At 60.8% G+C, this 15,120-nt stretch carries 14 protein-coding genes; 3 read left to right on the top strand and 11 right to left on the bottom strand.

Features of this window, described 5'->3' with window-relative positions; translation table 11 throughout:
• Positions 1 to 187: 187 nt before the first annotated feature.
• The 4 genes from ACP3TY_RS22180 to ACP3TY_RS22195 are packed head-to-tail and all read right to left on the bottom strand — an operon-like array spanning position 188 to position 2,477.
• Complete coding sequence (locus ACP3TY_RS22180) at positions 188 to 745, bottom strand: DUF4136 domain-containing protein (RefSeq protein ID WP_053116918.1); 558 nt, start codon at positions 743 to 745, stop codon at positions 188 to 190.
• 53 nt (positions 746 to 798) lie between these two features.
• Positions 799 to 1,413, bottom strand: a complete 615-nt coding sequence (locus tag ACP3TY_RS22185; RefSeq protein ID WP_053116917.1) for a DUF4136 domain-containing protein — start codon at positions 1,411 to 1,413, stop codon at positions 799 to 801.
• Positions 1,414 to 1,425: 12 nt separating this feature from the next.
• Complete coding sequence (locus ACP3TY_RS22190; RefSeq protein ID WP_282359306.1) at positions 1,426 to 2,175, bottom strand: methyltransferase; 750 nt, start codon at positions 2,173 to 2,175, stop codon at positions 1,426 to 1,428.
• Complete coding sequence (locus tag ACP3TY_RS22195) at positions 2,175 to 2,477, bottom strand: MazG-like family protein (RefSeq protein ID WP_053116915.1); 303 nt, start codon at positions 2,475 to 2,477, stop codon at positions 2,175 to 2,177. Before ACP3TY_RS22195 ends, ACP3TY_RS22190 begins: the two co-directional genes overlap by 1 nt.
• 240 nt (positions 2,478 to 2,717) lie before the next feature.
• On the opposite strand from ACP3TY_RS22195, the gene ACP3TY_RS22200 reads away from it, so the two are divergent.
• Complete coding sequence (locus ACP3TY_RS22200; RefSeq protein ID WP_007914623.1) at positions 2,718 to 3,011, top strand: hypothetical protein; 294 nt, start codon at positions 2,718 to 2,720, stop codon at positions 3,009 to 3,011.
• 149 nt (positions 3,012 to 3,160) lie between these two features.
• Positions 3,161 to 4,510: an MATE family efflux transporter gene (locus ACP3TY_RS22205; protein WP_053116914.1), complete on the top strand. Its 1,350-nt coding sequence runs from the start codon at positions 3,161 to 3,163 to the stop codon at positions 4,508 to 4,510.
• Here ACP3TY_RS22205 and ACP3TY_RS22210 read toward each other — a convergent pair.
• The 7 genes from ACP3TY_RS22210 to ACP3TY_RS22240 form a co-directional block, all read right to left on the bottom strand.
• A complete protein-coding gene (locus ACP3TY_RS22210; RefSeq protein ID WP_426618497.1) occupies positions 4,504 to 5,379 on the bottom strand; it encodes an alpha/beta hydrolase in 876 nt (291 codons plus the stop codon). The two genes, ACP3TY_RS22205 and ACP3TY_RS22210, sit on opposite strands and share 7 nt — an antisense overlap.
• An 18-nt stretch (positions 5,380 to 5,397) precedes the next feature.
• Positions 5,398 to 6,192: a DUF4123 domain-containing protein gene (locus tag ACP3TY_RS22215; protein ID WP_426618498.1), complete on the bottom strand. Its 795-nt coding sequence runs from the start codon at positions 6,190 to 6,192 to the stop codon at positions 5,398 to 5,400.
• Complete coding sequence (locus tag ACP3TY_RS22220) at positions 6,189 to 7,532, bottom strand: contractile injection system protein, VgrG/Pvc8 family (RefSeq protein ID WP_426618499.1); 1,344 nt, start codon at positions 7,530 to 7,532, stop codon at positions 6,189 to 6,191. Before ACP3TY_RS22220 ends, ACP3TY_RS22215 begins: the two co-directional genes overlap by 4 nt.
• A 234-nt stretch (positions 7,533 to 7,766) precedes the next feature.
• Positions 7,767 to 9,680 (bottom strand): arginine decarboxylase, encoded by a 1,914-nt coding sequence (gene speA, locus ACP3TY_RS22225; protein ID WP_053116910.1) that lies wholly within the window; start codon positions 9,678 to 9,680, stop codon positions 7,767 to 7,769.
• A 219-nt stretch (positions 9,681 to 9,899) separates the two neighbouring features.
• Entirely contained in the window at positions 9,900 to 10,271 is a 372-nt protein-coding gene (locus tag ACP3TY_RS22230) for a translation initiation factor Sui1 (protein ID WP_007914613.1), read from the bottom strand.
• A 328-nt stretch (positions 10,272 to 10,599) separates the two neighbouring features.
• Positions 10,600 to 11,157 (bottom strand): NUDIX hydrolase, encoded by a 558-nt coding sequence (locus tag ACP3TY_RS22235; protein WP_282358802.1) that lies wholly within the window; start codon positions 11,155 to 11,157, stop codon positions 10,600 to 10,602.
• 3 nt (positions 11,158 to 11,160) lie between these two features.
• Positions 11,161 to 12,228: a DUF2333 family protein gene (locus tag ACP3TY_RS22240; RefSeq protein ID WP_053116908.1), complete on the bottom strand. Its 1,068-nt coding sequence runs from the start codon at positions 12,226 to 12,228 to the stop codon at positions 11,161 to 11,163.
• A gap of 435 nt (positions 12,229 to 12,663) precedes the next feature.
• On the opposite strand from ACP3TY_RS22240, the gene gcbA reads away from it, so the two are divergent.
• Positions 12,664 to 14,334: a diguanylate cyclase GcbA gene (gene gcbA / locus ACP3TY_RS22245; protein WP_053116907.1), complete on the top strand. Its 1,671-nt coding sequence runs from the start codon at positions 12,664 to 12,666 to the stop codon at positions 14,332 to 14,334.
• Positions 14,335 to 15,120: the final 786 nt, after the last annotated feature.

The following is a 15,120-nucleotide window of genomic DNA, read 5'->3' on the forward strand; positions in this document are numbered from 1 at the left end:
CCTTTGCCGGCGCACTGCCGAGCGCAACCTCCATTGATGCGATTGAGTGTAGACGCGCCTGCAAACGAACGCTGACGAATCCCTGTAGGAGCTGCCGAAGGCTGCGATCTTTTGATCTTGCTTTTAAAAAAACAGATCAAAAGATCGCAGCCTTCGGCAGCTCCTACAGGGGATTTTTTACATCATTTCAGCGCGGTGGGTAGTTAGCGAGGATTCGGGTGACGGTCTCGCGGATGGCGTTGCTGCGATCTTCCGGGTTCGGTTTGCTGGCGAGCATTTGCTCGTCGCTGCCGCGCCACACCAGTTTGCCGTCTTTGCCGTCGAGCAAGTCGATCTGGATGGTCGCGACTTTGTAGGTGATGTTGCGTGTTTCGTTATACATCGGCGCGCCCCAGTAGCCATTCCACGGACCACCCCAACCGCCGCCGTAGTTGGTCGTCACTTGCTGCTGACGATCCTCGACGATCAAGTAAGTCTGCACACTCAAATCACCCTTGGCCCCGGCAGCGGCTGGGCGCAAACCGCGCTGATCGAGTTGATCGGTGACGGCCTGGCGGATGCGTTGCTCGGTCAGGTCGCTTTTGATCCGTGGATCATCCGGGCGATATTGCAGGGCGGGTTCTTTCCAGCTCCAGTTGCGATACGCAGCAAAATCGCGGCTGGCGTCGAAGTCATGATTGACCTGATTGGCGGCGCAGGCGCTGAGCAACGCGGCCATGGCCAGTAAGGCGAGACGACGGAACATGGTTTTTCTCCGGTAGAAGACATGACCTGCACAAGCTTCTCATTTGCAAGAAGCTAACTGGGAGGATACGCCGACATGGCCTTTTCCACAGCCTCCCGGATCGAATCAGCTTGATCACTCTGGTTGCCACGGGTGCCTGTTTCGGCGCTGGAACTCCAGACCGGTTGTCCGGTACCGGCGTCGAACAGATCCACCTGAACGACGACCACTTGTTCGGAGTACGTGCGCACGATCGGCACGCTGTTGTACATCCCGTAACCCCGACCATAACGATCATAGCCACTGTATCCGCCGCCGTAGTAGCCGTAATCGTCCTGCACCTGACGCAAGCGTGTTTGCAGACTCAGATTGGCGCTGACCAACAGGTCGGCCGGACGATTGTCGTGCAGCGGGCGCAGACCTCGCTGATCCAGCGCGTTGCTCACCGCCTCGGCCACTTGCGCCGAATCCGCCCATGCCGTGCCCGGCGGCAATTGGCCGTTGAGCCAGGCCCAGCTGCGATAGCGCCCGTAATCACGCGGCGGCGCCGGATAAGCACTGCGATCAAAGGTGTTGGCGGCTTGCGGCGGCGCCGGCGGCAAGGGCCGCGATTGCGCCACGTAAGGATTGCTGCCCTCGCAGGCGGCCAACCCCAGACAGATCAGCAATAACCCGGATTGAGCTTTCATTTCGCGCTCCGATCAGATCGGCCGGCAGATCCAGTGCAAGTAACGCCCAAGCCCGGCGAAGCTTGGGTGGCGACGGTGAGCGAGCTCCATCTCGAGCAAATCGACGAGTTCGGCGCGGGCCTGGAATTCCACCGGCATGTAGTCGTGGAAAACCCGGATCCCGCTCTGAGTTTCGACCTGCCACAACCCTTCGAGTTGCGTTGCCAATTCCCGTGGATCGAGGGGCTGCTGCGGGGTCAGGCTCTGCTTTTCACCGGCCATGTCGTTCTTGCGCATTTTCTTGAAATGGCCTTTGAGCAGGTTGCGGTAAATCAGCGCGTCACGGTTGTAGAACGCCAACGACAGCCAGCCGCCGGGCTTGGTCAATTGATGCAGCACCGGCAGGATCGCGTGGGGTTCGGCGAGCCACTCGAGCACGGCGTGGCAGATCACCAGGTCATACGGTTCGGTGAGTTGCCCGAGCAACGCCTGCCACGGTGCCTGAATAAACGTCGCGGTCTGCCCGGCTTCGGCGAAACGCTGGCGCGCACCTTCGAGCATCGGCTCGGCCGGTTCGGTGAAGGTCACCTCGTGGCCACGCTCGGCCAGCCACAGCGACATGTGGCCTAGGCCGCCACCGATGTCGAGCACGCGCAACGGCCGATCCGGCAGCGCTTCAGCGAGGTCGGCCTGCAACACCGCGAGGCGAATCGCGCCTTTGGCACCGCCGTAGATTTTTTCGGCGAAACGCGTCGCCAACTGATCGAAATGCCGGTCGCTCATCAGCTGAACCGCCGTTCGCTGTCGGCGAGCTTGGCGCGCACCACTTCATTCATGTCCAACCCCAACTCGCTGCACAGCAGCAACAGGTACAGCACGATGTCGCCGACTTCCTGCCCGGCATGGGCGAGTTTGTCAGCGGGCAACTGGCGCGACTGGTCTTCGCTCAGCCACTGGAAGATTTCCACCAGCTCAGACATCTCGACGCTGGCGGCCATGGCGAGGTTTTTCGGGCTGTGAAATTGCCGCCAGTCATTGCGGTCGCGAATGGCGTGCAGGCGTTCGGTCAGTTCAACAAGGTTCATCGGGCTCTCCTGAAGGCGTATAGCTTCAAGCGGATGCCCGCTGAAGGCAAGGCCCTCTGTAGGAGCTGCCGCAGGCTGCGATCTTTTGACATTGATCTTGAAAAACAACATCAAAAGATCGCAGCCTGCGGCAGCTCCTACAGGTTTTCCGTTCGGCGTTGCATTGGGCCATACTCGTGGCAGGGAACTCGGCCACCTGCGTTGTGGCCCAAGGCTCAGCTCTTTCATCAGGATGCACACATGCAGGTAGAAAGCTTTTTCGAATGGCTCGGCCAGGCGCTCGGGTCGGTGATCCGCTTTATCGTCGATGGCCTCAGCGGGCTGTTCAATATTCTGAGCAATGCCGGCGGCAACTTTGTCGACGGGCTGGCGAAGACGCTGGGGATGGACACGTCGATCATCAGCATCATCGCGCTGATTGTCGGGTTGATGCTGTTGTGGTCGGCGATTCGGGCGTTTATGAATGCGTCGATCATTGCCGGGATTATCTGGTTGTTGCTGGGGTTGTGGTTGCTGAGCTGGATTATTCACTGACACCACCGCCCTCCTGTAGGAGTGAGCCTGCTCGCGATAGCGGTGGTTCAGTTGAAACATCTTTAGCTGACACACCGCTATCGCGAGCAGGCTCACTCCTACAGGGGATTGCGTTAATCGCTACAATGCCGCTCCCCCAAGGAGCCCGCATGTCCAACCTGACCACCGACTGGCGCGACCGCCCGACTCACCGCAAGGTCTGGGCGCTGGCTGCGCCGATGATCCTTTCGAATATTTCCGTGCCGCTGGTGGCGCTGGTCGACAGTACTGTCATCGGCCATTTGCCCCACGCCCATCAATTGGGCGCAGTGGCGGTCGGCGCCAGTCTGTACACCTTTCTCGCCTGGGCCATGGGATTTCTGCGCATGGGCACCACCGGTTTTGCCGCGCAAGCCGCCGGGCGCAGCGATGGTGCGGCGTTGCGGCAGATTCTCTTGCAAGGGTTGCTGCTGGCGATGGGTCTGGCGCTGGTGCTCGGCACCCTCGGCGTGCCGTTGAGCGGCGTGGCTCTGCATTTCATGCAGCCGTCGGCGGAGCTGGATCAGCTCACCCGGGAGTTTTTCCATACGCGGCTGTTCGGCCTGCCAGCGGCGCTGGCCAGTTACGCGCTGGTCGGCTGGTTCCTCGGCACGCAGAACGCGCGGGCGCCGCTGGCGATTCTGCTCAGCACCAACCTGATCAACATCGCCCTCAATCTGTGGTTCGTCATCGGTCTGGACTGGGGCGTGGTCGGTTCGGCCCGCGCTTCGGTGATCGCCGAATGGAGCGGCGCCCTGCTCGGCCTCTACATGACCCGCAAAGCCCTGCGCGCGTATCCGGGGCACATTGCCTGGGCGGCGTTGAAGCTGTGGCAGAGCTGGCGCCCGTTGCTGGCGGTCAATCGCGACATTTTCATCCGCAGCCTCGCCCTGCAATCGGTATTTTTCCTGATCACTGTGCAAGGCGCGCGGCTGGGCGATGCGACCGTCGCCGCCAACGCGTTGCTGCTCAACGGCTTGCTGCTGACCGCCCACGCCCTCGACGGTCTGGCCCACGCCGTCGAAGCCCTCTGCGGCCACGCCATCGGCGCGCGTGATCGCCTCGCGTTGCGTCGATCGTTGGTGGTGGCTGGCGGATGGTCATTGATCGCCAGCGTCGGTTTTGCCGTGCTGTTTCTGCTCGGCGGGCATCTGTTTATCGAGATGCAGACCAACATCCAGAGCGTGCGCGACACCGCATTTATCTACCTGCCCTACCTCGCCGTGCTGCCGTTGATTGCGGTGTGGAGCTACTTGCTCGATGGCCTGTTCATCGGCGCCACCCGCGCGCGGGAAATGCGCAATGGCATGTTGATGACCGTGGTTCTGCTGCTGCCCTTCGCCTGGGCGCTGCAAGGTCTGGGCAATCACGGCCTGTGGATAACGTTTCTGCTGTTCATGGTCTTGCGCAGCCTGACGCTCGGCGCGCAAGCGCTGTGGCTCAAACGCAATGACGGCTGGTTCAACGGCGGCGCTCACTGAGTGGGCGTGTGCTCGATGAAGCCGACCACCTGATCGAGCACCGGCGCCAATCGCCGCAACGGTCGCGACAGTGTCGCCACCAATGTGATGTGGCTGGGCCGCGAGTAATACAAATCTTGCACCGGCACCCCGGCTTCGCGCAGTTTGCGAGCGAGGCCGCCGCTGTTGCGCGTCGGATTGACCAGATCATCCTTGCTCGCGGCAATCAGCAACGCCGGTGGCGCGCCGCGACTGACATGGTTGATCGGCTGCGATTGCGGCGGCGAATTCGGCCAGAAAAACACCGGACGCACATCAGGGTTCTCGATCGGCAGAAAATCATACGGCCCGGCCAGACCGATCCATCCGCTGAGATCTTTCGGCGACATGCCGACCTTCCCCAGCAAATCGCCATCCAGCGCCAGCATCGCCGCGTTGTAGGCGCCGGAGCTGTGCCCCATCAAATACAGGCGCTGCGGGTTCCCTGAATATTCGCTGATGTGTGCCTTGGCCCACGCCACCGCCCGCGCGCCGTCTTCGAGAAACAGTGGATAACGCACCTGCGGATACAGCCGATAATCCGCAACCACTGCGACAGTTCCGCGCGACGCCAGCGCTTCGCCGACAAAGGTGTAGTCACCACGGTCGCCGCTGTTCCAGCTGCCGCCGTAGAAAAACACCACCACCGGCGCGTCCTTGAGCGGATGACGCGGCACATAGACGTCGAGCCTCTGCCGTGGATCATCGCCATAGGCAATGCCAGAGGTTTTATCGAAGGTCTCTTCGGGCGTCAGGGCGTTGAGCACCTTCACCGGCGAACAACCGCCCAGCACCAACAGTAAAATCCCGCCGATCAGCACGCCAAACCGTTGCCGCAAAGTGCCTGCCATGGATGCCGAACCTCTGATTCAGGGTTGATCGTTCTGCCACTGAAGACGCACATGGTCGAGCCCTTCCTGCTGGGTCAATCCCGCCGGCGGCGGCACCAACACAGCGCGCGGATGCAGCAAGCGTAGCCATAACCAGCCGTCGAGCACGCCACGGTCGCTGAAGCCCAGCGCCAGACCTTGTTGAACATGGGAGGCCATCGCCGCGTAGTCGGTTCCAAGCGATTGGCACCAGCGCCAGATGTGCTGCTCCAGCAGACAGGTTTGCAGGCGCTCGCGTTGCTGCGCGGTCAGATTTTCTTCAACCCCGAGCGGCGCCACCGCCAAGCGTGGATTGCGCAATTGCTGCCAGCCGTGACTGCCGATTGCCCGGTCGGCCCAGGTGCCGCCGTACCAACGTAACTGCTGGATTGGCCCGAGCCAGCGGCTCAATTCGCGGGCATCGCAAGCGTCGAAGAAATAGCTCGCAGTCTGGCGGTTGTAGAAACTCAGCAGCGCCCGGTGATGCAGGCCGAACGACACGGTGAGCATGCGCCGCAAGTGCTGCAGCAATTCCGCGCTCGACACTTCGCTATCCAGCAACAAGCCGCGCCAGGTCTGCGGGTCGCGCTGACAGCATTCCAGCAGCGCCTCGCTGTCGTGCAACTCGATCAATAAAGGCCCGTGCTCGCGCAGCGGTTGAAACTCCGTGGCATCGAACAGCCAGAAGTGCCGCAAGCCGGCAAACTCTTCACGCAGATTCTTCAGCGCCTGCGGTGCTTCCTGGACATCAAGCAGCAGCCATTGCGCCAGCGGGTCGAGCATGACGTCGCTCATCCGCGACCGCTCTGGTCGAGTTCACTGACCAACCGGCAGCTGCAGATTGATTCGCGACAATGGCTGTAACTGCCGCCGCCGGGGATCAGGCACAGCAGCAGCAACGGTTGCGCCGACTTCAGCCATTGCGGCAGGCCTTCGGTGATGATCTGCTCCGGCAACGGGGTATCTTGCTCAGGCTCTTCATCGGCCAGCGGCGCCTGTAAAACCCCGCTGATCACCGGTTGATCCGGATCGCCTTCAAGAAAACTCACCACCACCTCGACCCCTTCGCGCAGCAATGGCAACGCTTGGTCGGCCAACGCCGGCGCCAGCGGCAGCCAGCAATGACTGGCCGCAGCGCCTTCGCCCTGATACAGCCAGTCGAACTGCACCGCCACCGGCCGCGAGCGATCCGGACGCGGCTCGTCGACCGCCACCACCCAGGCCCGTTGCAAACTGTGCATGCGTGGGCGCGCGGGTACGGTTTCCGGTACCGGCGCGGCATCCTGCAAGACCGCGAAAATCCGGTTGGCGTAAGGCTGTTCGAGGGACATGTCAGCGTGATGTTCAACGCGGGACAGCAGCCATTCACGATTGCACTCGGCAAATGGATGCCCCGCCAGCGGCAACCAGCGGCCACTGCGCAAGCAGGCCAGATCGGTTTCGCCCTCGGCCCTCTGCGCCGCTTGCGTACCGCCCTCGCTCGGCGACCATGCGTTGTGCAATTGCCAGCGACGCACCGCCGGCGCTTCGTCTTCTATCACGTCAGCAAATTGCGCGGCACCGGCCCGAGGCAATTGCGCGACATCGTCACCGAACACCAGACAATGGCCGTCACGCCGATGCTCGAAGTGATAGTGGATGCCCGCCTGCGCGCACAACCGCTGCAGCAGTTGCAGGTCGGACTCGCGGTATTGGGTGCAGAACGCCAACGGCGGATAGTCGCCGCCCAGCTCGAAGCGTCGCTGCCCACCGCTGATCCCGTGTTCCTTGAGCACTTGCGCGAGAATCTGCGGCACCGAGCAACCACTGAACACCCGCTGACTGAAACGCAGCGCCAGGCAGTTCAATTTTGGCCCCAGCCGCGCGCGGCACAGGCGGACGCCCGGGCCATGCTCGTGCTGAACCAGGCTGTGCAATTGCCCGTGCACACCGTTGCGCAGCGCATCGAAATGCAGGAACACCGAACGGTGCAGCAGACCGGCGAGATCCAGTTGCACATCGTCGATCAACACATCGATCTCAAACGCAAAGGGTTCGCTGAGGGCTTCGTTACCGGTAAACGCCAGCACTTCGAAGGCGTCGGACAGACCCGCTACATCGAGACGAAAGGTCGGCTCGTTGACTGGATCAAACATAGGCGGATCTCTACAGGAGGGGCGGCCGGGGATTCTCGCCGAGACCCATGGCTGAGTAGAGTGCCGAAGTACAACTTAGGAAATGACCTACGCGAAAAGCAGACCGGATGACTTTGCTGGCCGGGATGGCCAAGGATTTCGCGGGGAAGTTGGGATATGTCCCACCGGGTTATCCGAATTTTCCACAGCCTGCGGGGAAAATTTCAGACAACCCGGTTTAAGGACAACCTGCCGTCAGGAAGACAGGTAGGAGGAGCGGGTCAGACCCAGACGCAAGGCATCGAGGAATTGCGTGCGCTCGCTGGCACTGATGCGGGCACTGGCGCACTTGTCGCGGTAGTGAGTCATCAGTTCTTCCGGCGACAAGTGCACGTAACGCAGCATGTCTTCGATGGTGTCGTGGGTCTCGATGCCGGCGTGGTACACGCTGCCATCGGCGTTCTGGTAGATGTTCACCGAGTCGGTATCACCGAACAGGTTGTGCATGTCGCCAAGGATTTCCTGATAGGCGCCCACGAGGAACACGCCCAGCAGGTAGTCTTCGCCTTCATTCAAACCGTGTACCGGCAGGCTGGTTTCGATGCTCTGCTCGTCGACGTACTGATTGATCTTGCCGTCGGAGTCGCAGGTCAGATCCTGCAGCACGGCACGGCGCAGCGGCTCTTCGTCGAGACGGTGCAGCGGGATGATCGGCAGTACCTGATCGATCGCCCAGGTGTCCGGCAGGCTCTGGAACACCGAGAAGTTGCAGATGTACTTGTCGGCCAGTTTGTCGTTGAGCTCGTCGAGCACCTGACGGTGCGAACGCTGACGCGCTTTCAGCGAGTTGTGCAGGCGACGGCACACGGCGAAGTAGCACTGCTCGGCCAGGGCTTTTTCAGCCAGGGTCAGCTTGCCGTCGGCGTACTGCGCGGCCACGTCGCTCATGTAGTGAGTCGCGCGCCAGTAGGTTTCGGTGACCATTTCAATGTCGGTCGGGCCGAGCAGGTCAACCAGCCACTGCACGGTTTCCGGCAACGCTTCCTTGTTTTCGATCTGCGGGATTTCGTCGTTGTGCTTCTCGACGTCAGTCACCTGCACCACCAGCATCGCGTGGTGCGCGGTCAGCGAGCGGCCGCTTTCGGAGAAGATGTGCGGATGCGGCAGGGCCTGCGCATCGCAGAATTCCTTGAGCATGCCGACCACAACACCGGCGTAATCGTCCATGTCGTAGTTGATCGAGCTGGCGTTGCGCGAGTGCGTGCCGTCGTAGTCGACGCCCAGACCGCCACCGACGTCGATGTGATCGACCGGCAGACCGAGGTTGCGCAGCTCGCCGTAGTAACGGATCGCTTCTTTGAAACCATGCTGATAGTCAGCCAGGTTGGCAATCTGCGAACCCATGTGGAAGTGCAGCAGGCGAATGCCCTGATCCAGACCGGCCGCGCGGAAGCGCTCGACCACCGACAGCAATTGCGCCGCCGACAGACCGAATTTGGATTTCTCGCCACCGGTGTCCGCCCACTTCGACGAGGCCAGCGACGACAGACGCACGCGCAGGCCGACCTGTGGCTTGACCTTCAGCGAGGCGGCTTCTTCGATCACCAGAGCGACTTCGGATTCTTTCTCAATGACGATGAATACGTTGTGGCCAAGCTTCTGCCCCATCAGCGCCAGACGAATGAACTCGCGATCCTTGTAACCGTTGCAGACGATGGTGCCGCCCTTCGGCGCCAGTGCCAGCACGGCCAGCAGCTCAGGCTTGGAGCCGGCTTCCAGACCAATGGACACGTCCTTGGTGGCGATGATGTTCTCGATCACCGCTTCTTGCTGGTTAACCTTGATCGGGTACAGCGCGGTGTACTTGCTCTGGTATTCCAGACGCTCGATGTTCGCATCGAAGGCGCCGGTCAACTGGCGGACACGGTCTTGCAGGATGTCGGGGAAACGAACCAGCAACGGCAAGGACAAACCGCTTTTGCGCAGTTGGTCGACTTGCTCGAACAGGTCGATAGGCGAGCTGCTCGGGCCGTTCGGACGAACTTCGACGCGACCGGCTTCATTGATCGCGAAATACCCGGCCCCCCAATGGCGAATCCCGTAAACACTGCGGCTGTCCGCAACTGTCCATTGGCTGCCATCGTCTTTACGTGTGCGTCGTACGGACATCGAAGTCCCCTATAAAGAAGTCATAGTGCGTCGCCTGAACGCAGGCTGGCGCAGTCTAAAGAATGAAAATGACGATTCGTCAGCGCGGCGGTAGACCGCGCTGACCGCGTGGAGTTTAGAAACCGGTCATGAACAGGCTCTGTGAAAACCATGGAGACGACGCCGGATCTGAATGAATTCAGCGCCGGATCAAGCCGCAGATGGATTTCACAGAGGCTGCTAGCCGCCGGACTTCTTCGCTTTGAAACCGTGCTTGATCAGCTCAGCCAAGAGTAGCTCGACATGATCGCCCTGGATTTCGATGATCCCGTCTTTCAGCGCCCCGCCAGTGCCGCAACGTTTCTTCAACGTTGTCGCCAACTCTTTGAGCGCGTCTTCGGCCAGTGGCACGCCGGTGATGGTGGTCACCGTCTTGCCGCCGCGGCCCTTGCTCTCGCGACGCACGCGGGCAATGCCGTCCCCTGCCGGGATCACGGTTTGTTTGCAGATACAGGCGTCCACCGGCTTACTGCATTCCGGGCAATGACGACCTGCGTCGGTGGAAAATACCAGGCCACCAAGGGCGGCGAAGGATGCGGCTTTTTTGGCCACCGGCAATCCTCTTGGGAGGACAAAGACTGATCGCGACCTTGGGCAAGGTCATCGACCGCGAAGCCCCACTCAGGCAGGGGCAGCGCTACTGCACCGGATATCGATTCCTGGACGGCTCAATTGCTGAAATGTAGGAGCTGCCGAAGGCTGCGATCTTTTGATCTTTTTTAAAGGCCAAGATCAAAAGATCGCAGCCTTCGGCAGCTCCTACAGATTCCCCACAGGCCAGCAGTCAATCAGGCCAACCTCAAACTATTCGGTGCAGCTTGAAAAGGTCGCGCAGTGTAACGGCAAAAAACCCGATTGCTAAGTGCCAATCAGCGCCAATTTATGTGTTCTTTGCGACGTCGCTTTGTTGCGCCTTGAGATAGCGCTTCAACGCGGCCAGCGAGTCCGGGCAGTAAGGCTTTTCCCGGATTTCCTGCATGACCTGCTCGACCGGAATAAAGCGCGCTTCCAGCACCTCTTCCGGCTGCAGTTTCAGCGGGCCGTCCCAGACGGCGGAAAACGCCGAACACCAGAGACGGTTGCCAGTGTCTTCGAAGTAGAAATGATCGTGGGCGGTCAACTCCACACCGCTGACGCCCAACTCTTCTTCCAGCTCACGGGCGGCCGACTCGGCGTAAGTCTCGTCAGCCTGCACCATGCCACCCGCCGCGACATCCCAATAACCGGGATAAATCGCCTTGCTCAAAGTGCGCCGATGCACGCAAAGCTCACCGGCGGAATTGAACAGCATGATGTAAGTGCCGCGACCGATCAGCCCGCGTTCGCGCAGATCGGCGCGCACCAGAGCGCCGAGCAGGTTGTCCTGCTCGTCGACCCAGGCAATTTGTTCGGCATCGGAGGCGGCACGGTGCGCCGCCTCTTTCGCGCTATCGGACATGACTCATCCCTGATTAAGCAGTTGACGCAGATCGATCACAGCAGCGTTCGCACGGGAAATATAGTTGGCCATGACCAGCGAGTGGTTGGCCAGCACGCCGAAGCCGCTACCGTTAAGAATCATAGGACTCCACACCGGTTCCTGCGAGGCTTCCAGTTCACGAATGATCTGACGCACGCTGACGGTGGCGTTCTTCTTCGCCAGTACATCGGCGAAGTCTACTTCGATAGCGCGCAGCAAGTGCGACAGCGCCCAGGCCTGACCGCGTGCTTCGTAGAAGACGTTGTCGATCTGCATCCACGGCGTCTCGACGATTTCCTCATCGACCTGCGGCACTTCACCCACCGCCGGGGTTTCGGTTTTCAGCGCGGTGTTCAGCTTGACCCGACCGACACTGGCCGACAGACGTTGCGACAGCGAACCCAGACGGGTGCCGACATCGCCCAGCCAGTTGTTCAGGTTGTCAGCACGCGCATAAAACAGTGCGTTTTTCTGGCTCGGATCCGACAGGCGCGCCTGATAACGGCTCAGCGAGTTGATGCCCTCCTGATACTCGGACTCGCTGGAAGGCAGAACCCAGCTCTTGTTGTCGAAGTTGAAACGCGGCTCGGCCTTGGCCAGATCGGCGTCTTCCGCCGACTGCGATTGCGAACGGGCGAAGTCTTTACGCAGGGCACGGGTCAGGTCACGCACCTGAACCAGCACGCCGTATTCCCAGCTCGGCGTGTTGTCCATCCACAGGCCTGGCGGGAAGCGGTCGTTGGAAATGTAGCCGCCCGGTTTGTTGAGCAAGGTGCCGGCGACGGTCTTCAGAGTTTCGACCGTGGTGTAGCCGATGACCATTTGCTTGCCTTCTTTCTCGGCAGCCACTTGCGCGTTTTGTGCGACCGGAAACAGCGCCGGCTCCTGGCTCCAGTACCAGCCGAGGCCGATGGTCACCAGCAGATAAATGCCGATCAGCGTGGCCAATGCGCGGCTGAACAGCAGCCCGCCAACATAGCTGCGGGTGGCCGACTTGGGCTCGGCGGCACGTTCAGGCGCGCTGCCCGCGCGGTTTTTCCAGTCCAGCATGGCGATATCCTTTCAATCACTTGGGTTCAACGGTTCGACCACAACCATACAACAACGTGCCAGAGCCGGGCACCCGCGAGTAAAGATAAGCCGCAAATCATGCGGGCGAATGACGCTTCGCGCCGAACTAAGGGTTTCCCTGATAGCCGAGGGCCGATCACCCGCATGCAGGCGCTTGAAAACAATCGAAAAGCGCACTCACCGCGATGATAAAAGTGCGGGCAAAAAATTCATCCGAAAACTACCCGACCTCTATTACGCTCCCGGCACACGGGGGCTTCACCGACGAGCAGGTCGAAAACAAAACCGATCGGTCAGAAACTGAATGATGACGCATTGCAGATTATTGCAGTACGACGCTCGTGTAAGGGAAAAGAGGTGCTAGCATAGAGCCACCAGTCGCCCTCAGCATGCAGCCTAACTAGTAGTCAGGATATGACCGAGCCAGAAGACCCCAGCCGTGAGCGTCTCAAGCACCACTTTGCCCAGCGGGTAATTCATCAGGCACGTCAGATTCTTGAGATATGGCAGCGCCTGCAACGCAGTGAGTGGTCCACCGTTGACCTCGCCGAACTGAGCGAGGCGAACTTGCGCCTGCTGCGTTTTGCCGAGCGCTTCGAACAGCCCGAACACACGCAACTGGCGCACCACATCAGTCAATCGCTGCAAGCAGTGGATGCCAATCGCGGCCGTCTCAGCAGCGGTCTGATCACCGACCTCAATCGTTTGATGCAGCGCTTGTCGCGCACCGGCCTGCGTCATGGCGATCAACTCGACCAGACCTTCCTGCCGCCGCTGCGCAAGCCGATCTACGTGATGCTGCAGGATCACGACCGCGCCGAGCGTCTGGCCAAACAACTGGAATTCTTCGGTCTCAGCGCGCAGGCGCTGGACAGCGTGGCAGCCTTTCGTTCGTCGATGGTCGAGCGCTTGCCCGCAGCCATCGTCATGGACGTGGACTTCAGCGGGGCCGGCATCGGCCTGAAACTCGCCGCCGAAGCGCAGGTCGGTCTGGATGAACCGCTGCCGCTGCTGTTCTTCAGCCTGCACGAAACCGACACCCCGACCCGCCTCGCCGCCGTGCGCGCCGGCGGCCAGGAATTCCTCACCGGCACCCTTGAAGCGTCGAGCCTGCTGGAGAAAATCGAGGTCCTCACCTGCGTCGCCCAGTACGAACCTTATAAAGTGCTGATCATCGACGACTCGCGTGCGCAGGCCCTGCACACCGAGCGTCTGCTCAACAGCGCCGGCATCGTCACGCGCACGCTGATTGAACCGATTCAGGCGATGGCCGAACTGGCGGATTTCCAGCCGGATCTGATCATCCTCGACATGTACATGCCGGCCTGCACCGGCACCGAGCTGGCCAAAGTGATTCGCCACAACGATCGTTATGTCAGCGTGCCGATCATCTATCTGTCGGCCGAGGACGATCTGGACAAACAGCTCGACGCGATGAGCGAGGGCGGCGATGACTTCCTGACCAAACCGATCAAGCCGCGCCACCTGATCACCACCGTGCGCAACCGCGCCGCCCGCGCGCGCAACCTGAAAGCACGGATGGTGCGCGACAGCCTTACCGGTCTGTACAACCACACGCACATTCTGCAATTGCTCGAAGACTGCTCGTTCCGCGCCCGCCGCGAGAGCAAGCCGCTGAGCTTTGCGATGCTCGACATCGACCACTTCAAACGGGTCAACGACAGCCACGGCCACCCGATGGGCGACCGCGTGATCAAGAGCCTCGCACTGTTCCTCAAGCAGCGTCTGCGCAAGACCGATTTCATCGGCCGTTACGGCGGCGAAGAATTCGCCATCGTCATGCCCGACACCGATATAGAGGCTGCGCACAAAGTGCTCGACGAAATCCGCCAGCGCTTCGCCGAAATCCATTACCCGGCACAACCGCAGGATTTGTGGTGCACCTTCAGCGCCGGCGTGGTGGAAATGCACGACGACTGCGACAGCCTGATGATGGCCAGCCAGGCCGACGAGGCGCTGTACCGCGCCAAGGGTGCCGGGCGCAATCGCGTGCAGTCGGCGCGGGAATCAAAGCAAAGTGCCACCTTTTCATCAGATTCCACTGATTCGGTCATAACCCTGTAACAGAACCGCAATAAATTCAGGCGCTTACCATTTCTGCCGTTGGTAGTCGTCATGCGCCTGAAGTTGCTCACCAATCTCAATACCCTGCTGCTGGTCGCCGTGTGTGTCGCACTCGGCGCCACGCTGTGGTGGTCGCAAAAAGCCCTCGAACGCCCGTATCTATTGATGGAGCGGTATCTGGGGTTGTCACAGCAATTTCAGAACGAGGTCGCTCGTAACGTCGAGGACTACCTCGCCAGCGGCGACGCCTTGCGCCTGAGCGCCGCCAGTCAGGCCATTGATGGCTTGCACAAAGAACTCGGCGAACTGCCGCCGGCGCTGGCCGATACCCTGCGCCCGAGCCTGGCGGAGCTGGATGAATTCAGCAAAACCGATCTGCTCGCCGCCGGCAAACTGGCCGGTGATCCGCAGGCCTTGCTGTTGCAGGCCGAGCGCGAATTGAGCGCCAGCCTTGAGCAACTCAGCACCTACGCCAACGGCAACTCGGGTTACCTGACGCCGCTGCTTGCCGCCTCGCAACATCTCGGCAAATTGTCGCTGGCACGGGACAAACTGGTCAGCAGCGGGCGCAGTGAATTGGCGGCGGACGTTGAGCGTGAAGTCAGCAACATCAGCACGCAGGCGCAAGCGATTGATGCCCTGCCCTTGCTCGGCGTTGTCGCGAAAAGCGAATCCGGCAGCGACGATTTCGCCGCGATGATGGGCATCGAGAACACTGAAAAAGCCGTCGCCGAAGATGCCGGTGTCGGCCTCAAACGCGAACTCAACAGCCTGCTCGGTCGTTAT

This window comes from Pseudomonas rustica (genome assembly GCF_049959085.1).
Taxonomy (GTDB): domain Bacteria; phylum Pseudomonadota; class Gammaproteobacteria; order Pseudomonadales; family Pseudomonadaceae; genus Aquipseudomonas; species Aquipseudomonas rustica.

Bases quoted from the DNA above. Each gene is read 5' to 3' on its own strand.
- ACP3TY_RS22180 (WP_053116918.1), bottom strand. From the start codon at position 745: ATGTTCCGTCGTCTCGCCTTACTGGCCATGGCCGCGTTGCTCAGCGCC.
- ACP3TY_RS22185 (WP_053116917.1), bottom strand. From the start codon at position 1,413: ATGAAAGCTCAATCCGGGTTATTGCTGATCTGTCTGGGGTTGGCCGCC.
- ACP3TY_RS22190 (WP_282359306.1), bottom strand. From the start codon at position 2,175: ATGAGCGACCGGCATTTCGATCAGTTGGCGACGCGTTTCGCCGAAAAA.
- ACP3TY_RS22195 (WP_053116915.1), bottom strand. From the start codon at position 2,477: ATGAACCTTGTTGAACTGACCGAACGCCTGCACGCCATTCGCGACCGC.
- ACP3TY_RS22200 (WP_007914623.1), top strand. From the start codon at position 2,718: ATGCAGGTAGAAAGCTTTTTCGAATGGCTCGGCCAGGCGCTCGGGTCG.
- ACP3TY_RS22205 (WP_053116914.1), top strand. From the start codon at position 3,161: ATGTCCAACCTGACCACCGACTGGCGCGACCGCCCGACTCACCGCAAG.
- ACP3TY_RS22210 (WP_426618497.1), bottom strand. From the start codon at position 5,379: ATGGCAGGCACTTTGCGGCAACGGTTTGGCGTGCTGATCGGCGGGATT.
- ACP3TY_RS22215 (WP_426618498.1), bottom strand. From the start codon at position 6,192: ATGAGCGACGTCATGCTCGACCCGCTGGCGCAATGGCTGCTGCTTGAT.
- ACP3TY_RS22220 (WP_426618499.1), bottom strand. From the start codon at position 7,532: ATGTTTGATCCAGTCAACGAGCCGACCTTTCGTCTCGATGTAGCGGGT.
- speA (WP_053116910.1), bottom strand. From the start codon at position 9,680: ATGTCCGTACGACGCACACGTAAAGACGATGGCAGCCAATGGACAGTT.
- ACP3TY_RS22235 (WP_282358802.1), bottom strand. From the start codon at position 11,157: ATGTCCGATAGCGCGAAAGAGGCGGCGCACCGTGCCGCCTCCGATGCC.
- ACP3TY_RS22240 (WP_053116908.1), bottom strand. From the start codon at position 12,228: ATGCTGGACTGGAAAAACCGCGCGGGCAGCGCGCCTGAACGTGCCGCC.
- gcbA (WP_053116907.1), top strand. From the start codon at position 12,664: ATGACCGAGCCAGAAGACCCCAGCCGTGAGCGTCTCAAGCACCACTTT.